Origin of the sequence: Microbacterium sp. LS_15, assembly GCF_041954735.1 — a bacterium.
Lineage (GTDB): Bacteria > Actinomycetota > Actinomycetes > Actinomycetales > Microbacteriaceae > Microbacterium.
This window is the reverse complement of record NZ_JAVAYD010000002.1, coordinates 44,151-65,309: the sequence shown is the minus strand read 5'-3', so window position 1 is coordinate 65,309 and position 21,159 is coordinate 44,151. Positions and strand designations below refer to the sequence as shown.

The 21,159-nt window shown below is 69.9% G+C and carries 23 protein-coding genes; 10 read left to right on the top strand and 13 right to left on the bottom strand.

Annotation, left to right across the window (positions count from 1 at the left end; translation table 11 throughout):
* Positions 1-6: 6 nt before the first annotated feature.
* Positions 7-867 carry an exodeoxyribonuclease III gene (locus tag RAC69_RS04430; protein ID WP_375085395.1) on the bottom strand — a complete coding sequence of 287 codons (861 nt, stop codon included), beginning with the start codon at positions 865-867 and terminating at the stop codon, positions 7-9.
* Between the two features lie 37 nt (positions 868-904).
* Between RAC69_RS04430 and pyrE the strand changes: the two genes are divergently transcribed.
* Both pyrE and RAC69_RS04420 read left to right on the top strand, forming a co-directional pair.
* Positions 905-1,465, top strand: coding sequence for an orotate phosphoribosyltransferase (gene pyrE, locus RAC69_RS04425; protein ID WP_375085393.1), 561 nt, complete (start codon positions 905-907; stop codon positions 1,463-1,465).
* Positions 1,462-2,364, top strand: coding sequence for an ROK family protein (locus RAC69_RS04420; RefSeq protein ID WP_375085392.1), 903 nt, complete (start codon positions 1,462-1,464; stop codon positions 2,362-2,364). The genes pyrE and RAC69_RS04420 overlap by 4 nt, the downstream gene beginning before the upstream one ends.
* Positions 2,365-2,391: 27 nt before the next feature.
* Here RAC69_RS04420 and RAC69_RS04415 read toward each other — a convergent pair whose 3' ends face one another.
* Complete coding sequence (locus RAC69_RS04415) at positions 2,392-2,787, bottom strand: hypothetical protein (protein WP_375085391.1); 396 nt, start codon at positions 2,785-2,787, stop codon at positions 2,392-2,394.
* Positions 2,788-2,999: 212 nt separating this feature from the next.
* On the opposite strand from RAC69_RS04415, the gene RAC69_RS04410 reads away from it, so the two are divergent.
* Entirely contained in the window at positions 3,000-4,166 is a 1,167-nt protein-coding gene (locus RAC69_RS04410; protein ID WP_375085389.1) for an anhydro-N-acetylmuramic acid kinase, read from the top strand.
* 93 nt (positions 4,167-4,259) lie between these two features.
* Here RAC69_RS04410 and RAC69_RS04405 read toward each other — a convergent pair whose 3' ends face one another.
* The 6 genes from RAC69_RS04405 to RAC69_RS04380 form a co-directional block, all read right to left on the bottom strand.
* The gene (locus tag RAC69_RS04405; RefSeq protein WP_375085387.1) at positions 4,260-4,433 is read right to left on the bottom strand and encodes a hypothetical protein; all 174 of its coding nucleotides are present in this window, start codon (positions 4,431-4,433) and stop codon (positions 4,260-4,262) included.
* Complete coding sequence (locus RAC69_RS04400; protein WP_375085386.1) at positions 4,430-4,996, bottom strand: YdeI family protein; 567 nt, start codon at positions 4,994-4,996, stop codon at positions 4,430-4,432. Before RAC69_RS04400 ends, RAC69_RS04405 begins: the two co-directional genes overlap by 4 nt.
* A 1-nt stretch (position 4,997) precedes the next feature.
* A complete protein-coding gene (locus RAC69_RS04395; protein ID WP_341933183.1) occupies positions 4,998-5,807 on the bottom strand; it encodes an HAD-IIA family hydrolase in 810 nt (269 codons plus the stop codon).
* 64 nt (positions 5,808-5,871) lie between these two features.
* Entirely contained in the window at positions 5,872-6,504 is a 633-nt protein-coding gene (locus tag RAC69_RS04390; protein WP_375085385.1) for a metal-dependent transcriptional regulator, read from the bottom strand.
* 38 nt (positions 6,505-6,542) lie between these two features.
* Positions 6,543-6,845 (bottom strand): hypothetical protein, encoded by a 303-nt coding sequence (locus tag RAC69_RS04385; protein ID WP_341933185.1) that lies wholly within the window; start codon positions 6,843-6,845, stop codon positions 6,543-6,545.
* A 76-nt stretch (positions 6,846-6,921) separates the two neighbouring features.
* On the bottom strand, positions 6,922-8,205 hold the full coding sequence (locus tag RAC69_RS04380; protein ID WP_375085384.1) for an Nramp family divalent metal transporter: 1,284 nt from the start codon (positions 8,203-8,205) through the stop codon (positions 6,922-6,924).
* 69 nt (positions 8,206-8,274) lie between these two features.
* Here RAC69_RS04380 and RAC69_RS04375 point away from each other — a divergent pair, with 69 nt between their 5' ends.
* Entirely contained in the window at positions 8,275-8,952 is a 678-nt protein-coding gene (locus RAC69_RS04375; protein ID WP_375085383.1) for a TrmH family RNA methyltransferase, read from the top strand.
* Between the two features lie 46 nt (positions 8,953-8,998).
* Here RAC69_RS04375 and RAC69_RS04370 read toward each other — a convergent pair whose 3' ends face one another.
* Together RAC69_RS04370 and RAC69_RS04365 are read right to left on the bottom strand one after the other, a co-directional pair.
* Positions 8,999-9,286: a hypothetical protein gene (locus RAC69_RS04370; protein ID WP_375085381.1), complete on the bottom strand. Its 288-nt coding sequence runs from the start codon at positions 9,284-9,286 to the stop codon at positions 8,999-9,001.
* Positions 9,287-9,420: 134 nt separating this feature from the next.
* A complete protein-coding gene (locus RAC69_RS04365) occupies positions 9,421-10,740 on the bottom strand; it encodes an MATE family efflux transporter (protein ID WP_375085379.1) in 1,320 nt (439 codons plus the stop codon).
* 102 nt (positions 10,741-10,842) lie between these two features.
* On the opposite strand from RAC69_RS04365, the gene RAC69_RS04360 reads away from it, so the two are divergent.
* The 4 genes from RAC69_RS04360 to RAC69_RS04345 all read left to right on the top strand — a co-directional run bounded on the left by RAC69_RS04360 (position 10,843) and on the right by RAC69_RS04345 (position 14,984).
* Positions 10,843-11,412 carry a DUF1992 domain-containing protein gene (locus RAC69_RS04360; protein ID WP_375085378.1) on the top strand — a complete coding sequence of 190 codons (570 nt, stop codon included), beginning with the start codon at positions 10,843-10,845 and terminating at the stop codon, positions 11,410-11,412.
* Positions 11,413-11,458: 46 nt separating this feature from the next.
* Entirely contained in the window at positions 11,459-13,423 is a 1,965-nt protein-coding gene (locus RAC69_RS04355) for a M13 family metallopeptidase (protein ID WP_375085376.1), read from the top strand.
* A gap of 188 nt (positions 13,424-13,611) precedes the next feature.
* On the top strand, positions 13,612-14,535 hold the full coding sequence (locus tag RAC69_RS04350) for a serine hydrolase (protein ID WP_341933192.1): 924 nt from the start codon (positions 13,612-13,614) through the stop codon (positions 14,533-14,535).
* 53 nt (positions 14,536-14,588) lie between these two features.
* Complete coding sequence (locus RAC69_RS04345; RefSeq protein WP_375085375.1) at positions 14,589-14,984, top strand: hypothetical protein; 396 nt, start codon at positions 14,589-14,591, stop codon at positions 14,982-14,984.
* Between the two features lie 46 nt (positions 14,985-15,030).
* On the opposite strand, the gene RAC69_RS04340 is transcribed toward RAC69_RS04345, so the two are convergent.
* Complete coding sequence (locus tag RAC69_RS04340) at positions 15,031-16,473, bottom strand: MFS transporter (protein ID WP_375085374.1); 1,443 nt, start codon at positions 16,471-16,473, stop codon at positions 15,031-15,033.
* 57 nt (positions 16,474-16,530) lie between these two features.
* Positions 16,531-17,994: a peptide MFS transporter gene (locus tag RAC69_RS04335; protein WP_375085373.1), complete on the bottom strand. Its 1,464-nt coding sequence runs from the start codon at positions 17,992-17,994 to the stop codon at positions 16,531-16,533.
* A 93-nt stretch (positions 17,995-18,087) separates the two neighbouring features.
* Here RAC69_RS04335 and RAC69_RS04330 point away from each other — a divergent pair, with 93 nt between their 5' ends.
* Both RAC69_RS04330 and RAC69_RS04325 read left to right on the top strand, forming a co-directional pair.
* Entirely contained in the window at positions 18,088-18,780 is a 693-nt protein-coding gene (locus tag RAC69_RS04330) for a GNAT family N-acetyltransferase (RefSeq protein WP_375085372.1), read from the top strand.
* A 77-nt stretch (positions 18,781-18,857) separates the two neighbouring features.
* Entirely contained in the window at positions 18,858-20,243 is a 1,386-nt protein-coding gene (locus tag RAC69_RS04325) for a glycine--tRNA ligase (RefSeq protein WP_341933197.1), read from the top strand.
* A gap of 143 nt (positions 20,244-20,386) precedes the next feature.
* Here the strand turns inward: RAC69_RS04325 and RAC69_RS04320 are convergent, their stop codons facing one another.
* Positions 20,387-20,962, bottom strand: a complete 576-nt coding sequence (locus RAC69_RS04320) for an HhH-GPD-type base excision DNA repair protein (protein ID WP_375085371.1) — start codon at positions 20,960-20,962, stop codon at positions 20,387-20,389.
* Positions 20,963-21,159 lie beyond the last annotated feature (197 nt).

The following is a 21,159-nucleotide window of genomic DNA, read 5'->3' as shown; positions in this document are numbered from 1 at the left end:
CGACCGTCAGGAGAAGATCATCGGGAGGTCGTCGTCGTCCTCCCCGGCGGCAGTCCCGAGGCGGCTGTTGTCGAGCTCGACGACGACGGGCACGTGGTCGCTGGGCTGCTCGCCCTTGCGCTCCTCGCGGTGGATCGAGGCGCCGGTCACCGCATCGGCGAGCGTCTTCGAGCCGAGGATGAAGTCGATGCGGATGCCCTCGTTGCGCGGGAACTTGAGGCGCTGGTAGTCCCAGTACGTGTACCCCTCGGGCAGCAGCGGCCGCACGACGTCGCTCACGCCGGCGTCGGCGAGGGCGAAGAAGGCCTCGCGCTCGGGCGGGGAGACGTGCGTGGAGACACCCTCGACGATGTCGGGGTCGCCGTTGTCGCCATCGAACGGGATGATGTTGAAGTCGCCGACGAGCGCGAGCGGCAGGTCGGGGTTCGCGGCGAGCTCCGCGGCCGTCGACTTCTTCAACTCGTCGAGCCAGTGCAGCTTGTAGGCGTAGTGCGGATCGCCGAGCGCACGGCCGTTAGGCACGTACAGGCTCCACACGCGCACGCCGTCGACGAGCACGCCCAGCGCGCGGGCCTCGAGCGGTGCATCGGGCCCCTCGTGCCCCTTCGCGAAGCCAGGCATCCCGTCGAAAGACGTGCGCACGTCGGTGACGGGGAGGCGGCTGGCGATCGCGACGCCGTTCCACTGGTTCAGGCCGTGGACCTCGACGTGGTACCCGGCCTCTTCGAACGGGCCGTAGGGGAACTGCTCCGGCTTGCACTTGATCTCCTGCATCGCCAGCACGTCGATGTCCTCTCGGACGGCGAACTCGACGGTGCGGGTCACGCGGGTGCGGATGGAGTTGACGTTCCAGGTGGCCAAGCGCATGCGTCAAGCCTAGGGCTTGCCTCCTACACTGGATGCCGTGACCGCACTCGACGCAGACCGCCAGACACTCCTCGATCTCATCACCGACGAGGCGGTGTTCCACGGCGACTTCACCCTCTCCAGCGGCAAGAAGGCGACGTACTACGTCGACATGCGCAAGCTCACGCTCGACCACCGCGCAGCGCCGGCCATCGGGCGGATCATGCTCGACCTCATCGCCGACCTCGACGTCGCAGCCGTCGGCGGCCTGACTCTCGGTGCCGACCCGATCGCGAACTCGGTGCTGCACGCCTCGGTCGCGACGGATCGTCCGCTCGACGCCTTCGTCGTGCGCAAGGAGCCGAAGGACCACGGCCGCGGCCGTCAGATCGAGGGCGCCGATGTGAAGGGCACGCGCGTCGTCGTGCTCGAAGACACGTCCACCACCGGGCAGTCCGCGCTCAAGGCGGTCGAGGCGCTGCGCAAGGAGGGCGCCGAAGTCGTCGCCGTCGCCGTGATCGTCGACCGCAAGACCGGGGCACAGGCCGCCATCGAAGCCGAGGGTCTCGAATGGCGAGCGGCCTTCGACCTCGACGACCTCGGGCTCGACCCCCAGTGACCCGTTACGCTCTCGCCGTCGACATCGGCGGCACGAAGATGGAGGCCGCGCTCGTCCGCGAGGACGGCACGCTCGTCGACGGCAGCCGCAGCCGCCAGGCCACGGGTCGCGAAGCGACGTTCCCCTCGCTGGATCTCGCGGTCGCCGCGGTCGTCTCGCACGCACTGGCGCCGCTGCCGGCGGACGCCGAGCTCGTCGGCGCCGGAGTCGGCAGCGCCGGACCCATCGATCGCTCCGCCGGCGCCATCCTGCCCGTGAACATGCCGCTCGCGCGCGGATACGGCCTCGCGGCATCCGTGCACACCGCAGCGTCCGCGATCCGCGGTGCGGAGGTGCGCACCGTGCTCGGCCACGATGGCGGCGCCCTCGCGCTCGCGGAGTCATGGCTCGGAGCGACGCAGGGCGCCGGAGCGTCGCTGTCGATCGTCGTGTCGACGGGCGTCGGCGGCGGTTTCGTCGTGGGTGGAGCCTACATCCCGGGCGCGACCGGCAACGCCGGTCACCTCGGCCAGGTTCGCCGCGAGGGCGGGCTCACGCTCGAGGAGATCGCCTCCGGACCTGCCAGCGCCGCGTGGGCGCAGCAGCAGGGCTGGACGGGGTCGACCGGCGAGGATCTCGCCAGGGATGCCGCGGCAGGCGTCGCCGTCGCCCGGGCGGCGATCGAGCGATCGGCGACGGCGGTCGGGCAGGCCCTTGCCGACGCGGCCACCCTGGTCGACCTCGATGTCGTCGCGATCGGCGGCGGGTTCTCCCGGGTGTCAGCCGACTACATCGACCTGGTGCAGGCAGCTCTGACGGCGAGCGCCGCGCACGAGTACTCCCGTCGCACCCGCGTGGTGCGGTCGGGGCTGGGCGACGAGGGGCCGCTCATCGGTGCGGCCGCCCTCGTGCTGCGCTGATCGTCCTCGGGCTTCTCGGAGCGACGATCAGCGGGCGCGGGTCAACAGGCGCGGCACCGGACCCTCGAGGCGGGCGACGGCGATCTTCACCTCTGTGGTCTCGTGTCCCACCGCGTCGATCCGGTCGGTGAGACTTCTCTCGACCTCGTCGATCCGGGCGTTGAGTGTGCGCTCGACCTCGTCGATCCGGGCGTTGAGTGTGTGCTCGACCTCGTCGATCCGGGCGTTGAGTGTGTGCTCGACCTCGTCGATCCGGGCGCTGAGTTTGTGCTCGACCTCGTCGATCCGGGCGCTGAGCCTGCGTTCGACCGCATCCGTCCGACGCACGCACCACGCGAAGCCAAGGAACATGCTCGAGCCCAGTGTCACCACGATGCCGACCGCGCTGAGCACGACCGCAATGATTCCTGCGGACACGAACATGCTCCTATTCTGACGCGACCCCAGTAGGTTCCGCAGAATGTTAGCTGGTACCCGGTGACCGCTCGCCCGGCCCGACCGCTCGTCTCCCCGAGCGGGGGATAACCCAGGATGAGCCAGGCGCGTGCAGAAGAGGCCCGCGACGTTCGGCCTACATCCCTAACAAACTCCCCGTAGGCTCGGATCACAACACTCACGCAGCGGGAAGGACACTCATGCGCGTACTCGGACTGCTCTCCGGCACCTCGCACGACGGGATCGACGTGACGGTCGTCGACTTCCGCGAGGAGGCGGGAGCTCTGCACGGCATCGTGCTCCACGAAGACAGCGTTGCGTACGAGACCGCGCTGCGCGCCCGCCTCGTCGCCGCCCTCCCGCCCGCGCAGACCACGCTGGCCGAGGTGTGCGAGCTCGACACACTGATCGGCCAGGCGTTCGCGGAGGTCGCTGCCGCAGCATCCGAGGCCGTCGGCGGAGTCGACGCCGTGTGCACCCACGGTCAGACCGTCTACCACTGGGTCGACGGCGACCACGCGCTCGGCACCCTGCAGATCGGTCAGGCGGCCTGGATCGCCGAGCGCGTCGGAGCTCCGGTCGTGTCGGACGTGCGCATCCGCGACATCACCGTCGGAGGGCACGGCGCACCGCTCGTGTCGTTCCTCGACGAGTTGCTGCTCCGCGACCGCGCGGGCGTCTCAGCAGCCGTGAACCTCGGAGGCATCGCCAACATGACCGTGGTCGGTCCGGACGGGCTCACCGCCTACGACATCGGTCCGGCCAACGCGCTCGTGGACGCCGTCGTCGTCTCCGAGGGACTCGATCCTCGCGGCTACGATGCCGATGCTGCGATCGCGCGGACCGGGTCGGTCGACGACGTGCTGCTCGCCGCCCTGCTCGCGGACCCGTACTACGCGCTGCCCGCTCCGAAGAGCACGGGCAAGGAGCATTTCCACCTCGACTACGTGCGCTCCCACGTGGACGATGCTCGTCGTCAGGGACGGGAGATCTCGGCACCCGATCTCGTCCGCACGCTCACGGAGCTCACGGTGCGCACCGTCGCCCGAGACGTCCGTGCGGCAGGCATCGGCTTCCTCGCCGTGTCGGGTGGCGGCTGCCACAACCCGCTCCTGCTGCAGGGGCTTCGCGATGCGCTGCCCGGAGTCGAGGTCGTGCTCGCCGACGAGCTCGGCGCGCCCGTCGACAGCAAGGAGGCGATCCTCTTCGCGCTCATCGGCTGGTGCACGATGCACGGCGTGGCTGCGGTCACTCCGGGAGGGACGGGCGCGCGCGATGCGCGCATCCTCGGAACGATCACACCGGGTCGCGGTCCGCTGCGGATGCCGGAGCCGGTGGCGTCGGTGCGGAGCCTCACGCTGAGCTGAGCGGCGCGGGCGTGCAGCCGTGCGGGCAGGGAGTCGTGAGGAATCCCGCGCGCTTCGTCTCGCTCTGCTCGCTCACCGAGCCACGAGGGAACCTCAGCGCCTGCGGTCGTCGTCTTCCCACGGGCCTTCCCACCAGCCCGCGCGGCCGTCGCCCTCGCCGGCACCCGGTCCGCGTCGGCGGGAGCGCACGAACTGCACGACGAGCACGATGAGCGACGACGACATGATGACGACGAGCACCAGGAACAGCAGGTCGGACTGGCTCACGGGCGTCTCCCTTCCGCCGCGTCGGCGACGATCTTGGCGATGCGGGATGCTCGGGTCTCCGGTCGCTTCGCCATCGCGATGTGCGTGAGGCCGAACTTCTTCACCGACGGGGGGAACGCGTCCCAGTTCGCGCGCGCCGCGGGCACGGCATCCAATGCCGTCGTGAACTCCGGCGGCTCGACTCCCGCCTCGGGGCCGTCGAGCACCGTCCACGATCCGTCGGCGCGGGCGGCCTCGAGCACCCGGATCCCTGCGGGCGCCATCTGCCCCGTCGCCTCGAGCTCCGCGATCCGGGCCTTGTTGGTCGCCGCCCACCCGCTCCCGCGTCGGCGCGGACTGAACCACTGTCCGACGGTCGTGTCGTCGAAGGTGCGCACGGGTCCGTCGATCCAGCCGAAGCACAGCGCCTGGCGCACGGCGTCGTCATAGCCGACGCCCGTGGATCGGCCTCGCACGCTCAGCAGCCAGACGCCGGCCGTGCGCTCGTGGTTCTGCTCGAGCCAGGCGCGCCAGGTCGCGGCATCCGCTGCCGAGATCCGTTCGCCGTCGTCGAGCGCGCCCATGTCAGTCCTCGTCGAGCGTCGGGATCGACTCGGTGACCGTGGGCAGCAGGTCGGCGACCGAGTCGACGACCTCGTCGGGGCGGAACGGGTACTTCTGCATCTCGGCTTCGTCGCTGATGCCGGTCATCACGAGCACGGTGTGCAGACCGGCCTCGATGCCCGCGACGATGTCGGTGTCCATGCGGTCGCCGATCATGCCGGTCTTCTTCGAGTGGGCGCCGATCTTGTTCAGGGCCGACCGGAACATCATCGGGTTGGGCTTGCCGACGACGTAGGGCTCCTTGCCGGTCGCCTTCGTGATGAGCGCCGCGATCGCGCCGGTCGCCGGCAGCACTCCGTCGGCGGACGGACCGGTCGCATCGGGGTTCGTCACGATGAAGCGCGAGCCCTTGTTGATGTGCCGGATCGCCTTCGTGATCGCCTCGAAGGAGTAGTTCCGCGTCTCGCCGACGACGACGAAGTCGGGGGCCGTCTCGGTCATGATGAACCCGGCCTCGTGCAGGGCCGTGAGGATGCCCGCCTCGCCGATCACGAACGCCGAGCCACCGGGCAGCTGCTGCTTGAGGAAGTCCGCCGTCGCGAGCGCCGAGGTCCAGATGCGCTCCTCGGGCACGACGAGTCCGCTGGCTCGCAGTCGCGCCGACAGGTCGCGTGCCGTGAAGATCGAGTTGTTCGTGAGCACCAGGTAGGGGATCTCGTTCTGCTCCCATCCGGCGAGCAGCTCGGAGGCGCCGGGGATGGCGGTGTTCTCATGCACGAGCACGCCGTCCATGTCGGTCAGCCAGCACTCGATGTCGTCGCGGTGTCCCATGTGCACAGCCTATTGGGCGCGTGTTGCCGGGAGGTGACAGTCTCCTGGCGGCCCGAGCCGGGCGCTAGGCGGTCAGCCAGACGATGTCGGCCGCTCCCGCCGGCAGCTCCACGTCGGCGCCGTCGAGGCGGATGCCGGATGCCGTCGTCTCGACCGTCGCCGCCACGACCAGACCCAGCGCATCGAGGGTGCGCAGCAGCTCGGGGTCGCGATCGTCGACGCGCAGCACGCGACCGGTGTGACCGGCCGGCGCGTCGGCGAGCAGCACGAACGGCTCCCGGTCGACGATGCCGTCCGCATCAGGGATCGCGTCGCCGTGAGGATCGAACCGCGGGCGTCCGAGACGCTCGTCGATGCCCTCGAGCAGGCGGTCGCTGATGGTGTGCTCGAGCACCTCGGCCTCGTCGTGCACCTCGTCCCAGCCGTAGCCGAACTCCTGCACGAGCCACGTCTCGATCAGCCGGTGACGCCGCACCATGGCGAGGGCTCGCTGCGTCCCGGCATCCGTCAATCGCACCGCCCCGTAGGGCACGTGCGAGACCAGACCCGCGGCGGCGAGCTTCTTCACCATCTCCGTGACCGACGACGGCGCGATGCCGAGCTTCGCCGCGAGCACCGACGGGGTGATCGGCGCGTCCTGCCATTCGGTGTGCGCGTAGACCGTCTTCAGGTAGTCGTCTGCTGCCGGGGATGCCACTGTTCCAGCTTAGGCGAGCCCCTTCGGGCGGCCGTGAGTCAGGGGTTGGCGACCGCGACGAGGATCCCGAAGGCCACCTGACCCGCGAAGAACACCACGAGGAACCCGAGCAGTGCCGCGAACAGGGAGAGACGCCCGTCGAAGCCCTCGACCTCGGCGATCCCGATCTTGCGCGCACGGAAGGCGAGCACGAGCGTCGCGACGCCGAGCGCGAGCTGCACCCACGGGCCGCCGACGGGCAGCACCTTCGGGAAGGCGACGAGCAGGCCGCCGATGACACCGGTGGCGAGCCCGACCCACGTGAGGATGCGGACAGTGCGGCGCGCGGAATCGGCAGACATGTCATCGAGCCTAATCGGCGGCGGAGAGCCGGCTCTCTGCTCTGCTCTCCTCTGCCTGCTCTGCGCTGTCGGCGGCTCAGGCTCCCGTGAGAACCAGCCAGAGCAGCGCGCCGTTGAGCGCGATGAGCAGAACGGAGGCGATCACGCCGGCGGCGGTCGTCCACGTGCGGTTGGCCCACGCGCCGAGCGTGCGCCGTTGGGCGGTGAGAGCCACGAGCGGGATGAGCGCGAACGGGATGCCGAACGACAGTACGACCTGGCTCAGCACGAGGGCGAGCGTCGGGTCGACGCCGACTCCGAGGATCACCAGCGCCGGGATCAGCGTCACGAGCCGTCGGGCGAGCAGCGGGATGCGCACGCGCAGCAGCCCGTGCATGATCTCGGCTCCCGCGTACGCGCCCACCGACGTGGAGGCGAGGCCGGAGGCGAGCAGACCGACGGCGAAGAACGTCGCCACCACCGGACCGAGTCCGGCGGCGAGAGCCGCGTGCGCACCCTCCAGCGAGTCGGTTCCCTCGACGCCGGCGAGGTTCGCCGCGGCCAGCAGCAGGATGCTGAGGTTTACCGAGCCCGCAATGAGCATCGCGATCGAGACGTCCCACCGGGTCGCGCTGAGCAGGCGGCGGATGCGGGAGGTCTCGGTGCGCGCGGCCTCGGTCGGTGCGTGCTCAGCCGCGGACCCGAACCTGTCGCGGGCGAGCGACGAATGGGCGTAGATCGCGTGCGGCATGATGGTCGCCCCGAGGATGGATGCGGCGAGGAGCACCGACCCGGTGTCCTCGAAGCGCGGCGCGAGGCCGCCGACGACTCCGGACGGGTCGGGCGGGGCGATGAAGAGGCCGGCGACGAAGCCCACGGTGATGATCGCCATGAGGCCTATGATGACGAACTCGAACGGACGGGGGCCGCGACGGCTCTGCACGGCGAGCAGGATCATCGAGACGGCGCCGGTGATGACTCCGCCGAGGAGCAGCGGCACGTCGAAGAGGAGATTGAGCGCGACCGCGCCCCCGATCACCTCGGCGAGATCGGTCGCCATGGCGACGAGCTCGGCCTGCAGCCAGTAGGCGCGGCGGGCCCAGGGGCGCCGGATGCGCGCGCCGAGCACCTGCGGCAGGCTCTGCCCCGTCACCACGCCGAGCTTCGCGGAGAGGTACTGGATGAGCCAGGCCATGACGTTGCCGACGACGACGATCCAGACCAGCAGGTAGCCGTACTGGGCGCCCGCCGTCATGTTGCTGGCGACGTTTCCCGGGTCGAGGTACGCCACCCCGGCGACGAGGGCGGGCCCCAAGAGCCACAGGCTGCGAGTCGGGGTCACGCGCGACGTCGGCGTCGGGAGCACGTCATTTTTCGGCATGCCGAAATCGTAGCGGATATTTCGGTGTACCTAAATATGACCGGGGGAGGCGCGGGATACCCTGACGGAATGGACGAGCAGCCCCTCTCCGAGCACCCCGTGCCGCGTGGATCGACCGACGGCGACGCGGTCTCACCCCAACCCGGCTACGGCGTCGGACCCTGGCCCGGGGGAGAGGACGCATGGCCCGAGGGAGCACAGTACGACCCCGAACTGCTCGCCACCGGCGACACGCGGAACGTCATCGACCGGTACCGCTATTGGCGCATGGAGGCGATCGTCGCCGACCTCGACACGCACCGACACCCGTTCCACGTCGCGATCGAGAACTGGCAGCACGACATGAACATCGGGTCGATCGTGCGAAGCGCCAATGCCTTCCTCGCCGACACGGTGCACATCATCGGTCGGCGTCGCTGGAACAAGCGCGGAGCCATGGTCACCGACCGCTACCAGCACGTCGTGCATCATGACGACGTCGACGGTTTCGCCGCATGGGCGCGCACGCAGGAGCTGCCGATCATCGCGGTCGACAACGTGGAGGGCGCCGTGCCGGTCGACCGTGCCGAGCTCCCTTCGCGGTGCGTACTGCTGTTCGGGCAAGAGGGGCCTGGGCTGTCGGCGGAGGCGCTCGCCGCGGCATCCGCCCACATCGAGATCACCCAGTACGGTTCCACGCGCTCGATCAACGCGAGCGCCGCGGCCGCCGTCATCATGTACGAGTGGTGCCGGAGACACGCGGCCTGAGCCGAGCCGCGGATCCGCTCCGGAGTCGCCTGTCCGGCCTCGGCGGTCAGCTGCGATCGATGCCGGAGAGGTGACGGTAGATCGCGTTGACGTCGCGATCGATGGCGTCGATGCGGCCATGCACGGCGCGGAACTCCGTTCTCACGGCCTCGAAGCCGAGCGCCATCTCCCTGCGCACGCTCGCGAACTCGTTCCGCACGCTCGTGAACTCGTTCCGCACGCTCGCGAACTCCGTCTTCATGATGCGCACGAACATCGTCACGACCAGCGTGATCGTGCCGCACATCCCCGCCGCGAAGACGCCGATCAGTGCCCACACCTGTGGTTCGTTCATCCCCAGCATCCCTTCAGTGTCCCTCGATGATGCAGGGCGGCGCGAGCCGTTCGGACGCTGTATCCCGGAAAACTCCGGGGTCTGTGAACATCGTTCTCCGAAGTGGAGGTGTGCAGGAGGGGACCGCCGAGGGATCAGGCGCCTGCGGACACCCAGCGGCCCGAGCGCACGCGCCATTCGAGAGTCGCGAGGCGGGCGAGCAGGTACACGCCGAAGAACGCGACGGCCAGCCAGATCAACCCGGCAGTGCCGTCGACGCCGGTCGCGGCGATGATCCAGAGGGCAGGGAGGAAGGGGACGAGATTGAGCCCGCCGGCCACCGCGAGGTACCGGGCGTCGTCCGCCCCCATCAGCACGCCGTCGAGAACGAACACCACGCCGGCGATCGGCTGCGCCACCGCGAGCACGAGGAGTGCGGGCTGCACGAGTGCCGCGATCTCCGCATCACCCGTGAACACGATGCCCAGAACGCCGGACAGGGCTGCGATGACACCGCCGACGATCACGCCGAACCACACACCCCATGCGACCGTGCGCTGCAGGACGCGGTGCACCTGCTGCTCATCGCCGGCGCCCAGCTCCTTGCCGATGAGCGCCTGTGCGGCGATGGCCAGGGCGTCGAGGGCGAACGCGGCTGCGGAGAAGATCGTGAACACGATCTGCCAGCCCGCGAGCTCTGACGTGCCGATCCCGGTCGCCACGGCGACCGTCGCGAGCAGCGCGACGCGCAGGCTCACGGTGCGCAGGAACAGCCAGCCGCCCGAGCGCGCCGTGCGTCCGAGACCCTCGCGCTGCACGCGCAGCGACGCCCGGTGCTTCGCGGCCAGTCGTCGGACGACCAGCACGTACGCGCCGACCATGCCCCACTGCGCCACGACGGTGCCGGCGGCCGACCCGGCGATGCCCCAGCCCAGACCGTAGATGAACACGATGTTGAGCAGGGCGTTGGCGCCGAAGCCGAGACCGGCGATCCACAGCGGCGTCACCGTGTCCTGCATCCCGCGCAGCAGACCGGTCGCGGCGAACACCATCAGCATCGCCGGGAGACCCCACATCGACACGACGAGGTAGGCGTTGGCCTGCTCAGACACGGCCTCGCTCGCGCCGAACAGCGACACGAGCCACGGCGAGGAGGCAGCTCCCGCCGCAGCGAGCACCGCGCCCAGGGCGAGCGCGAGCCACATGCCGTTCACACCGACCGACACGGCGTCGCCCGGGCGCCCTGCGCCGAAGTGACGGGCGACGGCAGGGGTCGTGGAGTAGGCGAGGAAGACCATGAGACCGACGATCGTCTGCAGCACGGCCCCGGCGATACCGAGGCCGGCGAGCGGTGTCGTGCCGAGGTGGCCGACGAGCGCGGCGTCGACGATGAGGAAGGCGGGCTCGGCGATCAGCGCCCCGAGCGCCGGAACCGCGAGCCGCAGGATCTCGCGGTTGAGGGTGCGCCCGGTCATCCTCCGAGCCTATGGGGTGCCACCGACGCCCGCCCCGTGCGCGTGCGCGTGCGCGTGCTTCGCGTTCTAGGGTGGAGAGGACCGGAGGCACGGAGGTGCGCCATGACGGATCCACGAGAGGCCGCAGCGAGGTACCGCGCGCAGAGGCAGGCCGACGAAAGGGACGAGGAGTCCCGCGTCGCCACGACTCCCGGCGCCGCCGCGGCTGTCGACCGGGCGGCCTTCATCGAGTCGGCGATCCAGGTCGCGATCCGCCGCGGCGACTTCGACGACCTGCCCGGTGCGGGCAAGCCGATCGAGGGGCTGGGAGCGCACCACGACCCGGACTGGTGGATCCGGCGCAAGATCGAGACCGAGAACCTCACGGGGCTCGGCCCGCCCGCGATCATGCTCCGCACCGAGGATCGCGAGCTCGACGCGCAGCTCGACCTGCTCGGGCGGGAAGACGACGTGCGCTCCGTCCTCGACGACTTCAACCGGCGCGTGATCGAGGCTCGACGCCAGCTGCAGGGCGGGCCGCCCGTCGTCACGGCGACGCGCGACGTCGATGCCGAGGTGCAGGCGTGGCGCGAGCGACGGGCCGCGCGCTCCGCCGCGGCATCCGCTCCGGCATCCGACGAGCCGCGTCGGCGGCGTTTCCGCCGTCGTCGCCGAGCCCAGCGGCCCGAGTGAGCGACGCGTCCGCCGCCGATGTCGGAGGCCCGCATAGGCTGGTCGCATGACCGACGTGCTCCCCTCTGGCCTTGAGACCTCCGAGTTCAGCTCCGACACCCGTCCGCAGGACGATCTGTACCGCCACGTCAACGGAGCGTGGCTCGCGCGCACCGAGATCCCCGGCGACAAGGCGCGGTGGGGCTCGTTCCACCTCCTCGCCGAGCAGGCCGAGAAAGACGTGCGCACCATCATCGAGGAGTCGCAGGATGCCGAGGACGGCACGCTCGCCCGCAAGATTGGCGATCTCTTCGCGAGCTTCATGGACACCGAGCGCATCGCCGCGGCCGGTGTCTCGCCGCTGGCCGACACTCTCGCCGAGATCGACGCGATCGATGACGTCGCGGCATTCCTCCGCACAGTCGGCGCGTACGACCGCGACGGTCGCGCCCACCTGATCGGCCTCTACATCGAGCCCGATCCGGGCAACCCCGAGCGGTACGTGCCGTTCCTCGTGCAGTCCGGTCTCTCGCTTCCCGACGAGAGCTACTACCGGCTCGACACCTTCGAGGGCACGCGTGCGGCCTACCGGGCCCACCTCGAGCGCCTGCTCGCCCTGGCCGGGGTCGCGGACGCCGCGACGCAGGCGGACCGCTCCATCGCCCTCGAGGGCGAGCTCGCCGCACACCACTGGGACAACGTCCGAAGCCGTGACGCGGTCGCGACCTACAACCTCAAGACCTGGGACGAGATCCAGGCGCTCGTCGGAGTGGACCTGACGCCCTGGCGCGAGGCCGTCGCCCCGAACAACGACGGCGCCTTCGCCGAGGCCGTCGTCTACCAGCCCAGCTTCCTCGAGGGGCTCGGCACCCTGCTCGCCGCCGACCGCCTCGACGACTGGAAGGCCTGGCTGCGCGCGCAGGTCGTGCACGCCGCCGCCCCCTACCTGACCGACGAGATCGTGCAGGAGAACTTCTCCTTCTACGGCACCGAGCTCACCGGCGTCCCCACGATCCGCGAGCGGTGGAAGCGCGGTGTCTCGGTCACCGAGGGAGCGCTGGGCGAGGCCATCGGCAAGGTCTACGTCGAACGGCACTACCCGCCGACGGCGAAGGCCGCGATGGACGAGCTCGTCGCGAACCTCATCGAGGCGTACCGGCAGAGCATCACCGACCTCGAGTGGATGACGGCCGAGACGCGCGAGCGCGCTCTCGCGAAGCTCGACGCCTTCACGCCGAAGATCGGTCACCCCGAGGTCTGGCGCGACTACTCGACGCTCACGATCGACCGCGACGACCTGTTCGGCAACGTCCGTCGCGCGGCGATCTTCGAGCACGACCGCAACGTCGACAAGGTCGGCAAGCCCATCGATCGGACGGAGTGGTACATGCCTCCGCAGATGGTCAACGCGTACTACAACCCGCTCATGAACGAGATCGTGTTCCCGGCGGCGATCCTGCAGTACCCGTTCTTCGACGCCTCGCGCGACGCTGCCGCGAACTACGGCGGGATCGGCGCCGTGATCGGACACGAGATCGGCCACGGCTTCGACGACCAGGGCAGCCGCTACGGCGGCGACGGCAAGCTCGAGGACTGGTGGACGGATGCCGATCGCGCGGCGTTCGAGGAGCGCACCGCGGCGCTGATCTCGCAGTACGACGAGCTGGTGCCCGAAGGGCTCGATGCGGAGCACCACGTGAACGGGGCCCTGACCATCGGCGAGAACATCGGCGACCTCGGCGGTCTCGGCATCGCGCTGAAGGCCTACGAGCTGTCGCTGGGCGGTGGAGAGGCGCCGGTCATCGACGGCCTCACCGGGGTGCAGCGACTGCTGCTCTCGTGGGCGCAGGTGTGGCAGCAGAAGAGCCGCGAGGCCGAGACGCTGCGCCTGCTCACGATCGACCCGCACTCGCCCAACGAGTTCCGCTGCAACCAGATCGTCCGGAACATCGACGCCTTCTACGAGGCGTTCGGCGTGACGGGGAGCGATGCGCTGTGGCTGCCCGAGGACTCTCGCGTCACCATCTGGTGATCGCCGGGTCGCGCCGCTCCGCGCGACCCGCACACCCGTCGGGGGTGCCCTGCCGTCCGGTATGTGACGTTCTGGTGACCGATCATCGTCGTCTGTAGGGCATCCTCACCCCCGGGGGTTACGATATCCGTGCCGTGGGCCGCGAGCCTCGGCATCCCGCCAATCCGACCCCCCTGTAAGGATCACGCGTGGGCGCTCCCGAGCCTCTCGATGGGCCTCCTCTGGCCTCGCTGCGCCGCTCCCAGCGAGCGGGACGCCGCCTGCCGCGGCGCGCTGCCGAGGGGCGTCGTTCGTTCACGTCGACGCTCCGAGCACTGGAGCAGCTCGCGGATGCGGGAGCGCAGGTCTCGGTGCACGTCGTCGATCTCGACAGCCACGTGCACGTGCTGGCCGGCGACGACCACGTCACGATGCCGGTCGCGGGTCTCGGCGTCGTCCCGCTGCTGATCGAGGTCGCGGCGGCGTTCGAGTCGGGCGCGCTCGATCCGCTCGAGATCGTCGACCGGTCAGCCGTCGACTCGGTCTCGACCTCGGGCGTGTGGCGTCATCTGCACGCCCCCGCGCTGCCGCTCGAAGACCTCGCGGTGCTCGCGGCGACGGCCGGCGACCCCATCGCCGTCAACGCCCTGCTCACCCGCGTCGGCCACGACCGCGTGCGGCAGCGCATCGAAGACCTCGGCCTGCGTCGCACCGCGCTTCTCGACCGGTTCCGCGACGAACGCGGCCCCGACGACGCCCCGCAGGTCGCCGTCGGCTCGGCCAGGGAGTTCGCGGGCCTCTTCTCCGCTCTCGTCAACTCGCAGGTGGTCGGGGCGCCGGTGAGCGCTCAGGTGTCGGAGTGGCTCAGCCTCAACCAGGACCTGAGCCTGGTCGCGGCCGCCACCGGCCTCGACCCGTTCGCCCACGACCACGACGCGCACGGCCTGCTGTTCATCAACAAGACCGGCCGGGACCGTGGTGTGCGTGCCGAGGCCGGTGTGCTCGCCGGTCCGCGCGCGGGTGTCGCCTACTCCTTGATCGTGTGCTTCGACGACCTCTCGATCACACATCGACTTCGGGCGCACGACGCGTTCCGCGTGCTCGGGGTCGAGCTGATGGAGTACACGCACTAGCCCCCCGCCGGCACGACCGGCGCCCGGCGACACCGGCTCGCTAGCATCGAAGGATGCCGCGCACCGACTGGACCCCGCATCGCCGAGACGATGGCGAGCTGCTGGGCTGGATCCACCCCTCCGGCGACGACTGGGTCGCCGTCGACGTGCTCGGTCGGGTGTGCTCCGACCCGACCGACTGGCTCGACGCCGAGGCCGCTCTCGACGACCGGGGGATCGCCTGGCTCGCCGATCCCTGGGTGCTCGACGACGAGGCGGGCGGACCGCTGCGGGTGCGCATCCTCGAGGTCACGCCAGACGACGAGGCCGCACCCGGTCGCATCGTGGTCAAGATCGACGACTTCGGCGACGTGAACCGTCCCCCGGCGCAGCAGTACGTGCTGCCGTGGCCGATCCCGACGCGTCTGCGCCCGCCGCGCCCCGGTGACCCCGACCCGCGCGTGCTCTGACGCGAACGCTGCGACGCGCAGCGCGACTCCGTCCGCCCTCGGGCACTCAGCCCGGGAGCGAGGGATGCTGCTCGCTCGCGCGCTGCCGCGGGATGAACAGCGACAGGACGACCGCGACGAGCCCGGCGGCGATCGCGAGCCAGAAGCACACGTCGAACGCCGCCCTGGTCGGCACCGCGACCCCGCCGACGTCGACGCTCATCGCCGCGAGCACGCCGCCCATGACCGCGGAGGCGCTCGACGTGCCGACCGAGCGGAAGAGCGCGTTGAGACCGTTCGAGGCTCCGGTCTCGTTCGCGGGCACAGAGCGCATGATGATCATCGGCATCGCGGCGAACGTGAAGCCGATTCCCACGCCGATGAGCAGGTTGGCGGCGAGGATGTGCCACACCTCGCTCGACCACAGCAGCACGAACACGTAGGCGAGCACGATCGCCACCGCCCCGACCGTGAAGAGCGGCCGGGGTCCGACGGTGCGCTCGAGCCATCCGGAGAGCGGAGAGATGACCATCATCACGAGTCCGGCCGGCATGATGACGAGCGCCGCAGACACCATGTCGAGACCGAAGCCCGACCCCGTCGCGACGGGCATCTCGAGGAGCTGCGGGAACGTGACGTTCGAGGCGAACAGCGCGAAGCCCATGCCGATCGCGGCGATGTTCGTGAACAGCACGGCGGGACGGGCGGCCACGCGCAGGTCGAGCAGCGGGTCATCGGTGCGCAGCTGGTACCAGCCCCAGATCAGCAGCACGGCGACACCGCCGATGATGCTCGCGAGAGTCAGCGGGGCGGTCCAGCCCCACTCGGCACCACGGGAGACGAACAGCAGGATGCCGGTGAGGCCGCTCGCGAGCCCGATGGCGCCGAGCACATCGAGGCGGCCGGGGAAGCGCAGCACATCCTCCGGGACGACGAGCAGCACGAGTACGAGGCCGATGACGCCGAGGCCGGCGGCGAGCCAGAACAGCCAGTGCCAGTCGGCGTTCTCAGCGAGCAGCGCCGCCACCGGCATCCCGATCGCGCCCCCGACGCCCATCGTCGCGCTCATCAGTGCGACGGCCGTGCCGAGGCGTTCCGAGGGCAGCACGTCGCGCATGATCGCGATGCCGAGCGGGACGACGCCGGTGACGGCGCCCTGCAGCGCGCGGCCGATGATGACGCCGACGATCGAGCCCGACAGGGCGGCGATCAGCGAACCCACGATGAGCAGGCCGAGAAGCACGATCACGACACGGCGCTTGCCGTACATGTCGCCGAGCCGACCGGAGATCGGCGTCGCGACCGCGGCGACGAGGAGGGTGATCGTGACCACCCACGTGGTGTCCTCACGGGAGGCGTTCAGCAGCCGGGGGAGCTCCGCTTGCAGAGGCACCACGAGCGTGAACATGAACGACGAGCAGAGGCCCGCGAAGGCGAGCACCGCGACGATCGCCCAGCGCGGGACCTTCCGGGAGAGTCTTCTGCGCGCGCGATCATCGGTCTCTCCCATCCCCTCAGGCTATCGGCGGTGTCGGACTCCGGGGCCCGATCGCCCCCCCGGATCCCGTCAGCTGACACCCTTCATGAGCCTGAGCACCGGCTTGACCGACAGCAGCAGTCCTGCGCCGACGGCGATGGCGATCAGGCCGAGGATCGAGAAGTAGGGTACCTCGTTCTTCGGGTCGTAGAACCGCACGAGCCACCCCGAGATCGCTGTGCCGAGCGCGACCGAGAGGAAGAACAGCGCCACCATCTGCGTGTGGAAGACCTTCGGTGCGAGCTTGGTCGTCACCGAGAGGCCGACCGGGGAGATGAGCAGTTCGGCGATCGTGAAGACGAGCAGGATGCCGACGATGGCGAGCAACGGGGTGGAGTTCGCGCTGCCGTTCGCGAAGATCAGGAACAGCAGGAACGCGGCGCCCATGATCATCGCGCCGAAGGCGAACTTGACCGGCGTCGACGGCTGACGCCTCCCGAGCCTCGTCCAGATCGCCGCGAAGACGCCCGACAGGATGATGATGAAGACCGGGTTGATGGACTGCACCCAGGACACGGGCATCTCGAAGCCGAACAGGTTCCGGTCGAGGCGCTCGTCGGAGTACACCGTGAGCACCGTGAACTGCTGCTGGTACAGCGACCAGAACGCGACGCTGGTGATGAACAGCGGCAGGAACGCCCACACGCGTGACCGCTCGGTCGCATCGATGCGGCGGCTGCCGAGGATGACGGCGAAGTAGGCGATCGCGGCGACGACCGTGCCGATGATGACGATCGTCGAGAGGTTGTCGGCCTTGATGACTCCGAGCAGCACGAGCACGGCGATCACGACGACCGCGGCCGCGGCGACGACTGCCACGAGCGGGTACCGCGAGCGGGGCAGCGGATTGGGCACGCGCCGCGCCTCGTCGGGCAGCGCCTTGCGACCGAAGGAGTACTGCACGAGCCCGAGCGTCATGCCGATCGCGGCGAGGCCGAACCCGAAGTGGAAGCCGAGGGTCGACTGCAGGATGCCGGTGAGGATCGGCCCGAGGAACGCACCGAGGTTGATGCCGAGGTAGAAGAGCGAGAACCCGGCGTCGCGGCGTGTGTCGTCTGCACTGTAGAGCGTGCCGACCACCGAGGTCGCGTTGGCCTTGAGCCCGCCGGACCCGAGGGCGACGAGCACCAGTCCGACGCCGACGCCGAGGAACCCCGGCAGCAGGGCGAGGGCGACATGACCGGCGACGATCACGATCGCGCTGAGGAACAGCACACGCTCCGAGCCCAGCATCCGGTCGGCGATCCACGCGCCGAGGATTGTCGACAGGTAGACGGAGCCGCCGTAGGCGCCGACGATGCCGCCCGCGACGGCCTGCGAGAGCCCGAGCCCGCCCTCGGTGACCGAGAAGTACAGGTAGATGAGCAGGATGCCCTGCATGCCGTAGAAGCTGAAACGCTCCCACATCTCCACGCCGAAGACGTGGACGAGCGCCCACGGCTGGCCGAAGAACCGGGTGTCGGACGCCGTCGTCGCCGTGTCGCGTGTTGCCATTCCCCCACGGTACGCCCGCCGCCGAGGCCGCGGCAGAGGTATCCCCGGGGGGTCGGATTCCGCTATCGCGGGCGAGAGGGGCAGACTGGGGGCGTGCGAACCATCCGTGACCTCGACACCGTTGAACTGATCATCGACGCGCAGAGCCTGCTGGATTCCATCCGCGGGCCCGAGCGCGTCATCGACGCCGGGACGCTGCGCGCCCTGCAGCAGTCGGGCAACTACGTCGTCGGGCTCTTCGACGGCGAGGGCGGGGAGGAGCGGATGGTCGGAGCGTCGATCGCGTTCTTCGGCGCCCCGGCTCGTCGTGCGATGCACTCGCACATCACGGCTCTCCTGCCCGAGTACCGCGGGCGCGGGTGGGGTCGCGAGCTCAAGGAGCACCAGCGCCAGTGGGCGTTCTCCCGCGACGTCGGCCGCATCACGTGGACGTACGACCCGCTCGTCGCCCGCAACGCGCACTTCTTCCTCTCGGTGCTCGGGGCCCGGGTCACCGGCTACTCGGTCAACCGCTACGGCATCTTCGGCGGAGGGGATGCCGGAGACGAGAGCGACCGTCTCGACGTCGAGTGGGCGCTCGCCGACATCGCCAAACCGCCGGCATCCGATCTCGTGGTCGAGACGCTCGAGATCCCGACCGACATCGAGGCGATGCGGGAGTCCGACCCCGCCGCAGCGCACGAATGGCGCACGCGCCTGCGCGCGCAGATGGAGGGACTGCTCGGGAGCGGCCTGCAGATCGCCGGTTTCGACGTCGAGCGCGGGTACCTGTTCACGCGGGCATAATCCGGCGCGGATAAGATTGACGTGCCCGGATTCCCGGGTTTCTCCGCTTCCCGCCGCATCCGACCATTGGAGCCACCGTGGCCGAACAGTCCCGTCTCGACAAGGTCATCGCCCTTGCCCGCCACCGCGGGTTCGTCTTCCAGGCGGGTGAGATCTACGGCGGCTCGCGGTCGGCGTGGGACTACGGACCCCTCGGCACGGAGCTCAAGGAGAACATCCGCCGGCAGTGGTGGCAGACGTTCGTGCGCGGCCGCGGCGACATGGTGGGCCTCGACTCCAGCATCATCCTGCCCAAGCGGGTGTGGGAGGCGTCCGGTCACGTCGCGACCTTCAGCGACCCGCTCGTCGAGTGCCTGAGCTGCCACAAGCGGTTCCGCGCCGACAACCTCATCGAGGACTTCGAGGCACGCAAGGGCCGCAAGGCCGAGAACGGCCTCGCCGACGTGCCGTGCCCGAACTGCGGCACCAAGGGCCAGTACACCGAGCCCAAGGACTTCTCCGGACTCGTGAAGACGTACCTCGGTGTCGTCGACGACGAGTCCGGCCTGTACTACCTGCGCCCGGAGACCGCGCAGGGCATCTTCGTGAACTTCTCGAACGTGCTCACCGCGAGCCGCAAGAAGCCGCCGTTCGGCATCGGGCAGGTCGGCAAGGCGTTCCGCAACGAGATCACGCCGGGCAACTTCATCTTCCGCACGCGCGAGTTCGAGCAGATGGAGATCGAGTTCTTCACCCCTCCGGCCGAGGCGCCGCAGTGGTTCGACCACTGGGTCGAGGCGTGCTGGAACTGGTTCATCGACCTCGGCATCGACCCCGAGAACATGCGCCAGTTCGATGTGCCGGAGGAGGACCGCGCGCACTACTCGGCCGGGACGATCGACGTCGAGTACCGCTTCGGCTTCCAGGGCAAGGAGTGGGGCGAGCTCATGGGCGTCGCCAACCGCACCGACTACGACCTGTCGAGCCACAGCGAGGCGTCGGGCCAGAGCCTGACGTACTTCGACCAGGCGTCGGGCGAGCGCTACACCCCGTACGTGATCGAGCCGTCGTTCGGCCTGACCCGCGCCATGATGGCCTTCCTCGTCGACGCGTACGTCGAGGAGCAGGTGCCGAACGCCAAGGGCGGTACCGATGTGCGAACGGTGCTGAAGCTCGACCCGCGCCTCGCCCCCGTCAAGGCGGCCGTGCTGCCGCTGAGCCGCAACGAGCGCCTGTCGCCGCTCGCGCGCGAGGTCGCCGACACACTGCGCGGCTCGTGGGCCGTCGACTTCGACGACGCCGGTGCCATCGGCCGTCGCTACCGCCGGCAGGACGAGATCGGCACGCCGTTCTGCGTCACGATCGATTTCGATTCGCTCGACGACAGGGCCGTCACGGTGCGTGACCGCGACACCATGGCTCAGGAGCGCGTCGGCATCGACGAGCTGCACGACTACCTGGCTGCGCGCCTCAAGGGCGCCTGACCTCGGCGCGATGCGCGGCCGTCGCGCAGCTCCCGGCGACGGCCCGCGCATAGCGCTCCGATCGTGTACGGGCCGAGATCAGCGAGGGGCGGCCGCGTGCGTCGAGCGTGCGATCAACCCGGCGACGTCGTCTCCGGTCGGTCTCACCCCTTGGCCGCCTTGGAGGCGGCCTTCATCGCCTTCTTGTGCTCGCGCACCTTCGTCAGCGACTCGGGCGAGACGATGTCGGCGACGCTGCGGAACGATCCGTCCTCCCCGTACGCGCCGGCGGCTTCGCGCCAGCCCGCGCCGGTGAAGCCGTACTGCTTCCCGAGGAGAGCGAGGAAGATCTTGGCCTTCTGCTCGCCGAAACCCGGAAGCGCTTTGAGGCGCCGCAAGACCTCGGCTCCGTCAGGATCCCCATGCGTCCACAGGCCGGCTGCATCGCCGCCCCAGTTGTCGACGATGTCCTGACAGAGGGTCTGCACACGCGCGGCCATCGAACCGGGGAACCGATGCACCGCAGGACTCGTCCTGAAGGCCTCGAGGAACTCGTCGGGATCCATGCGCGCGATCGAGGCGGCGTCCGCAGCGCCGGTGCGCTGCTCGATCTTCAGCGGGCCGGCGAAAGCTGTCTCCATCGGCACCTGCTGGTCGAGCAACATCCCGACGAGCAGAGCGAGGGGGTTGTCGGTGAGGAGAGCGTCGGCGGCGGTGTCTCCGGTGATGTGAAGGGCCATGCCTCCAGTGTGGCAGGGTGATCCGAAGCTCGCCGAGTCGATCGCTCAGAGTCGCTGCAGTCGGGGAGGGGCGCCTCGGGGCGAGCGATCGCCACCTTCACCGGATCGACCGCGCTTGTCAGGGGAACGAGGATATGAAGCATCCGGGAGGCGAGACCGGAAACGGCCCGCGAACGCGCTGGCTGTGGAGAAACCGC

What these genes read in the sequence shown, in the direction of transcription:
- RAC69_RS04380 (WP_375085384.1), bottom strand. Translation starts at nt 8,205, where the DNA reads ATGCCGAAAAATGACGTGCTCCCGACGCCGACGTCGCGCGTGACCCCG.
- RAC69_RS04385 (WP_341933185.1), bottom strand. Translation starts at nt 6,845, where the DNA reads ATGTCTGCCGATTCCGCGCGCCGCACTGTCCGCATCCTCACGTGGGTC.
- RAC69_RS04395 (WP_341933183.1), bottom strand. Translation starts at nt 5,807, where the DNA reads ATGGGACACCGCGACGACATCGAGTGCTGGCTGACCGACATGGACGGC.
- RAC69_RS04365 (WP_375085379.1), bottom strand. Translation starts at nt 10,740, where the DNA reads ATGACCGGGCGCACCCTCAACCGCGAGATCCTGCGGCTCGCGGTTCCG.
- RAC69_RS04400 (WP_375085386.1), bottom strand. Translation starts at nt 4,996, where the DNA reads ATGGGCGCGCTCGACGACGGCGAACGGATCTCGGCAGCGGATGCCGCG.
- RAC69_RS04410 (WP_375085389.1), top strand. Translation starts at nt 3,000, where the DNA reads ATGCGCGTACTCGGACTGCTCTCCGGCACCTCGCACGACGGGATCGAC.
- RAC69_RS04320 (WP_375085371.1), bottom strand. Translation starts at nt 20,962, where the DNA reads ATGGCCCTTCACATCACCGGAGACACCGCCGCCGACGCTCTCCTCACC.
- RAC69_RS04345 (WP_375085375.1), top strand. Translation starts at nt 14,589, where the DNA reads ATGCCGCGCACCGACTGGACCCCGCATCGCCGAGACGATGGCGAGCTG.
- RAC69_RS04375 (WP_375085383.1), top strand. Translation starts at nt 8,275, where the DNA reads ATGGACGAGCAGCCCCTCTCCGAGCACCCCGTGCCGCGTGGATCGACC.
- RAC69_RS04355 (WP_375085376.1), top strand. Translation starts at nt 11,459, where the DNA reads ATGACCGACGTGCTCCCCTCTGGCCTTGAGACCTCCGAGTTCAGCTCC.
- RAC69_RS04360 (WP_375085378.1), top strand. Translation starts at nt 10,843, where the DNA reads ATGACGGATCCACGAGAGGCCGCAGCGAGGTACCGCGCGCAGAGGCAG.
- RAC69_RS04335 (WP_375085373.1), bottom strand. Translation starts at nt 17,994, where the DNA reads ATGGCAACACGCGACACGGCGACGACGGCGTCCGACACCCGGTTCTTC.
- RAC69_RS04430 (WP_375085395.1), bottom strand. Translation starts at nt 867, where the DNA reads ATGCGCTTGGCCACCTGGAACGTCAACTCCATCCGCACCCGCGTGACC.
- RAC69_RS04340 (WP_375085374.1), bottom strand. Translation starts at nt 16,473, where the DNA reads ATGGGAGAGACCGATGATCGCGCGCGCAGAAGACTCTCCCGGAAGGTC.
- RAC69_RS04415 (WP_375085391.1), bottom strand. Translation starts at nt 2,787, where the DNA reads ATGTTCGTGTCCGCAGGAATCATTGCGGTCGTGCTCAGCGCGGTCGGC.
- RAC69_RS04370 (WP_375085381.1), bottom strand. Translation starts at nt 9,286, where the DNA reads ATGAACGAACCACAGGTGTGGGCACTGATCGGCGTCTTCGCGGCGGGG.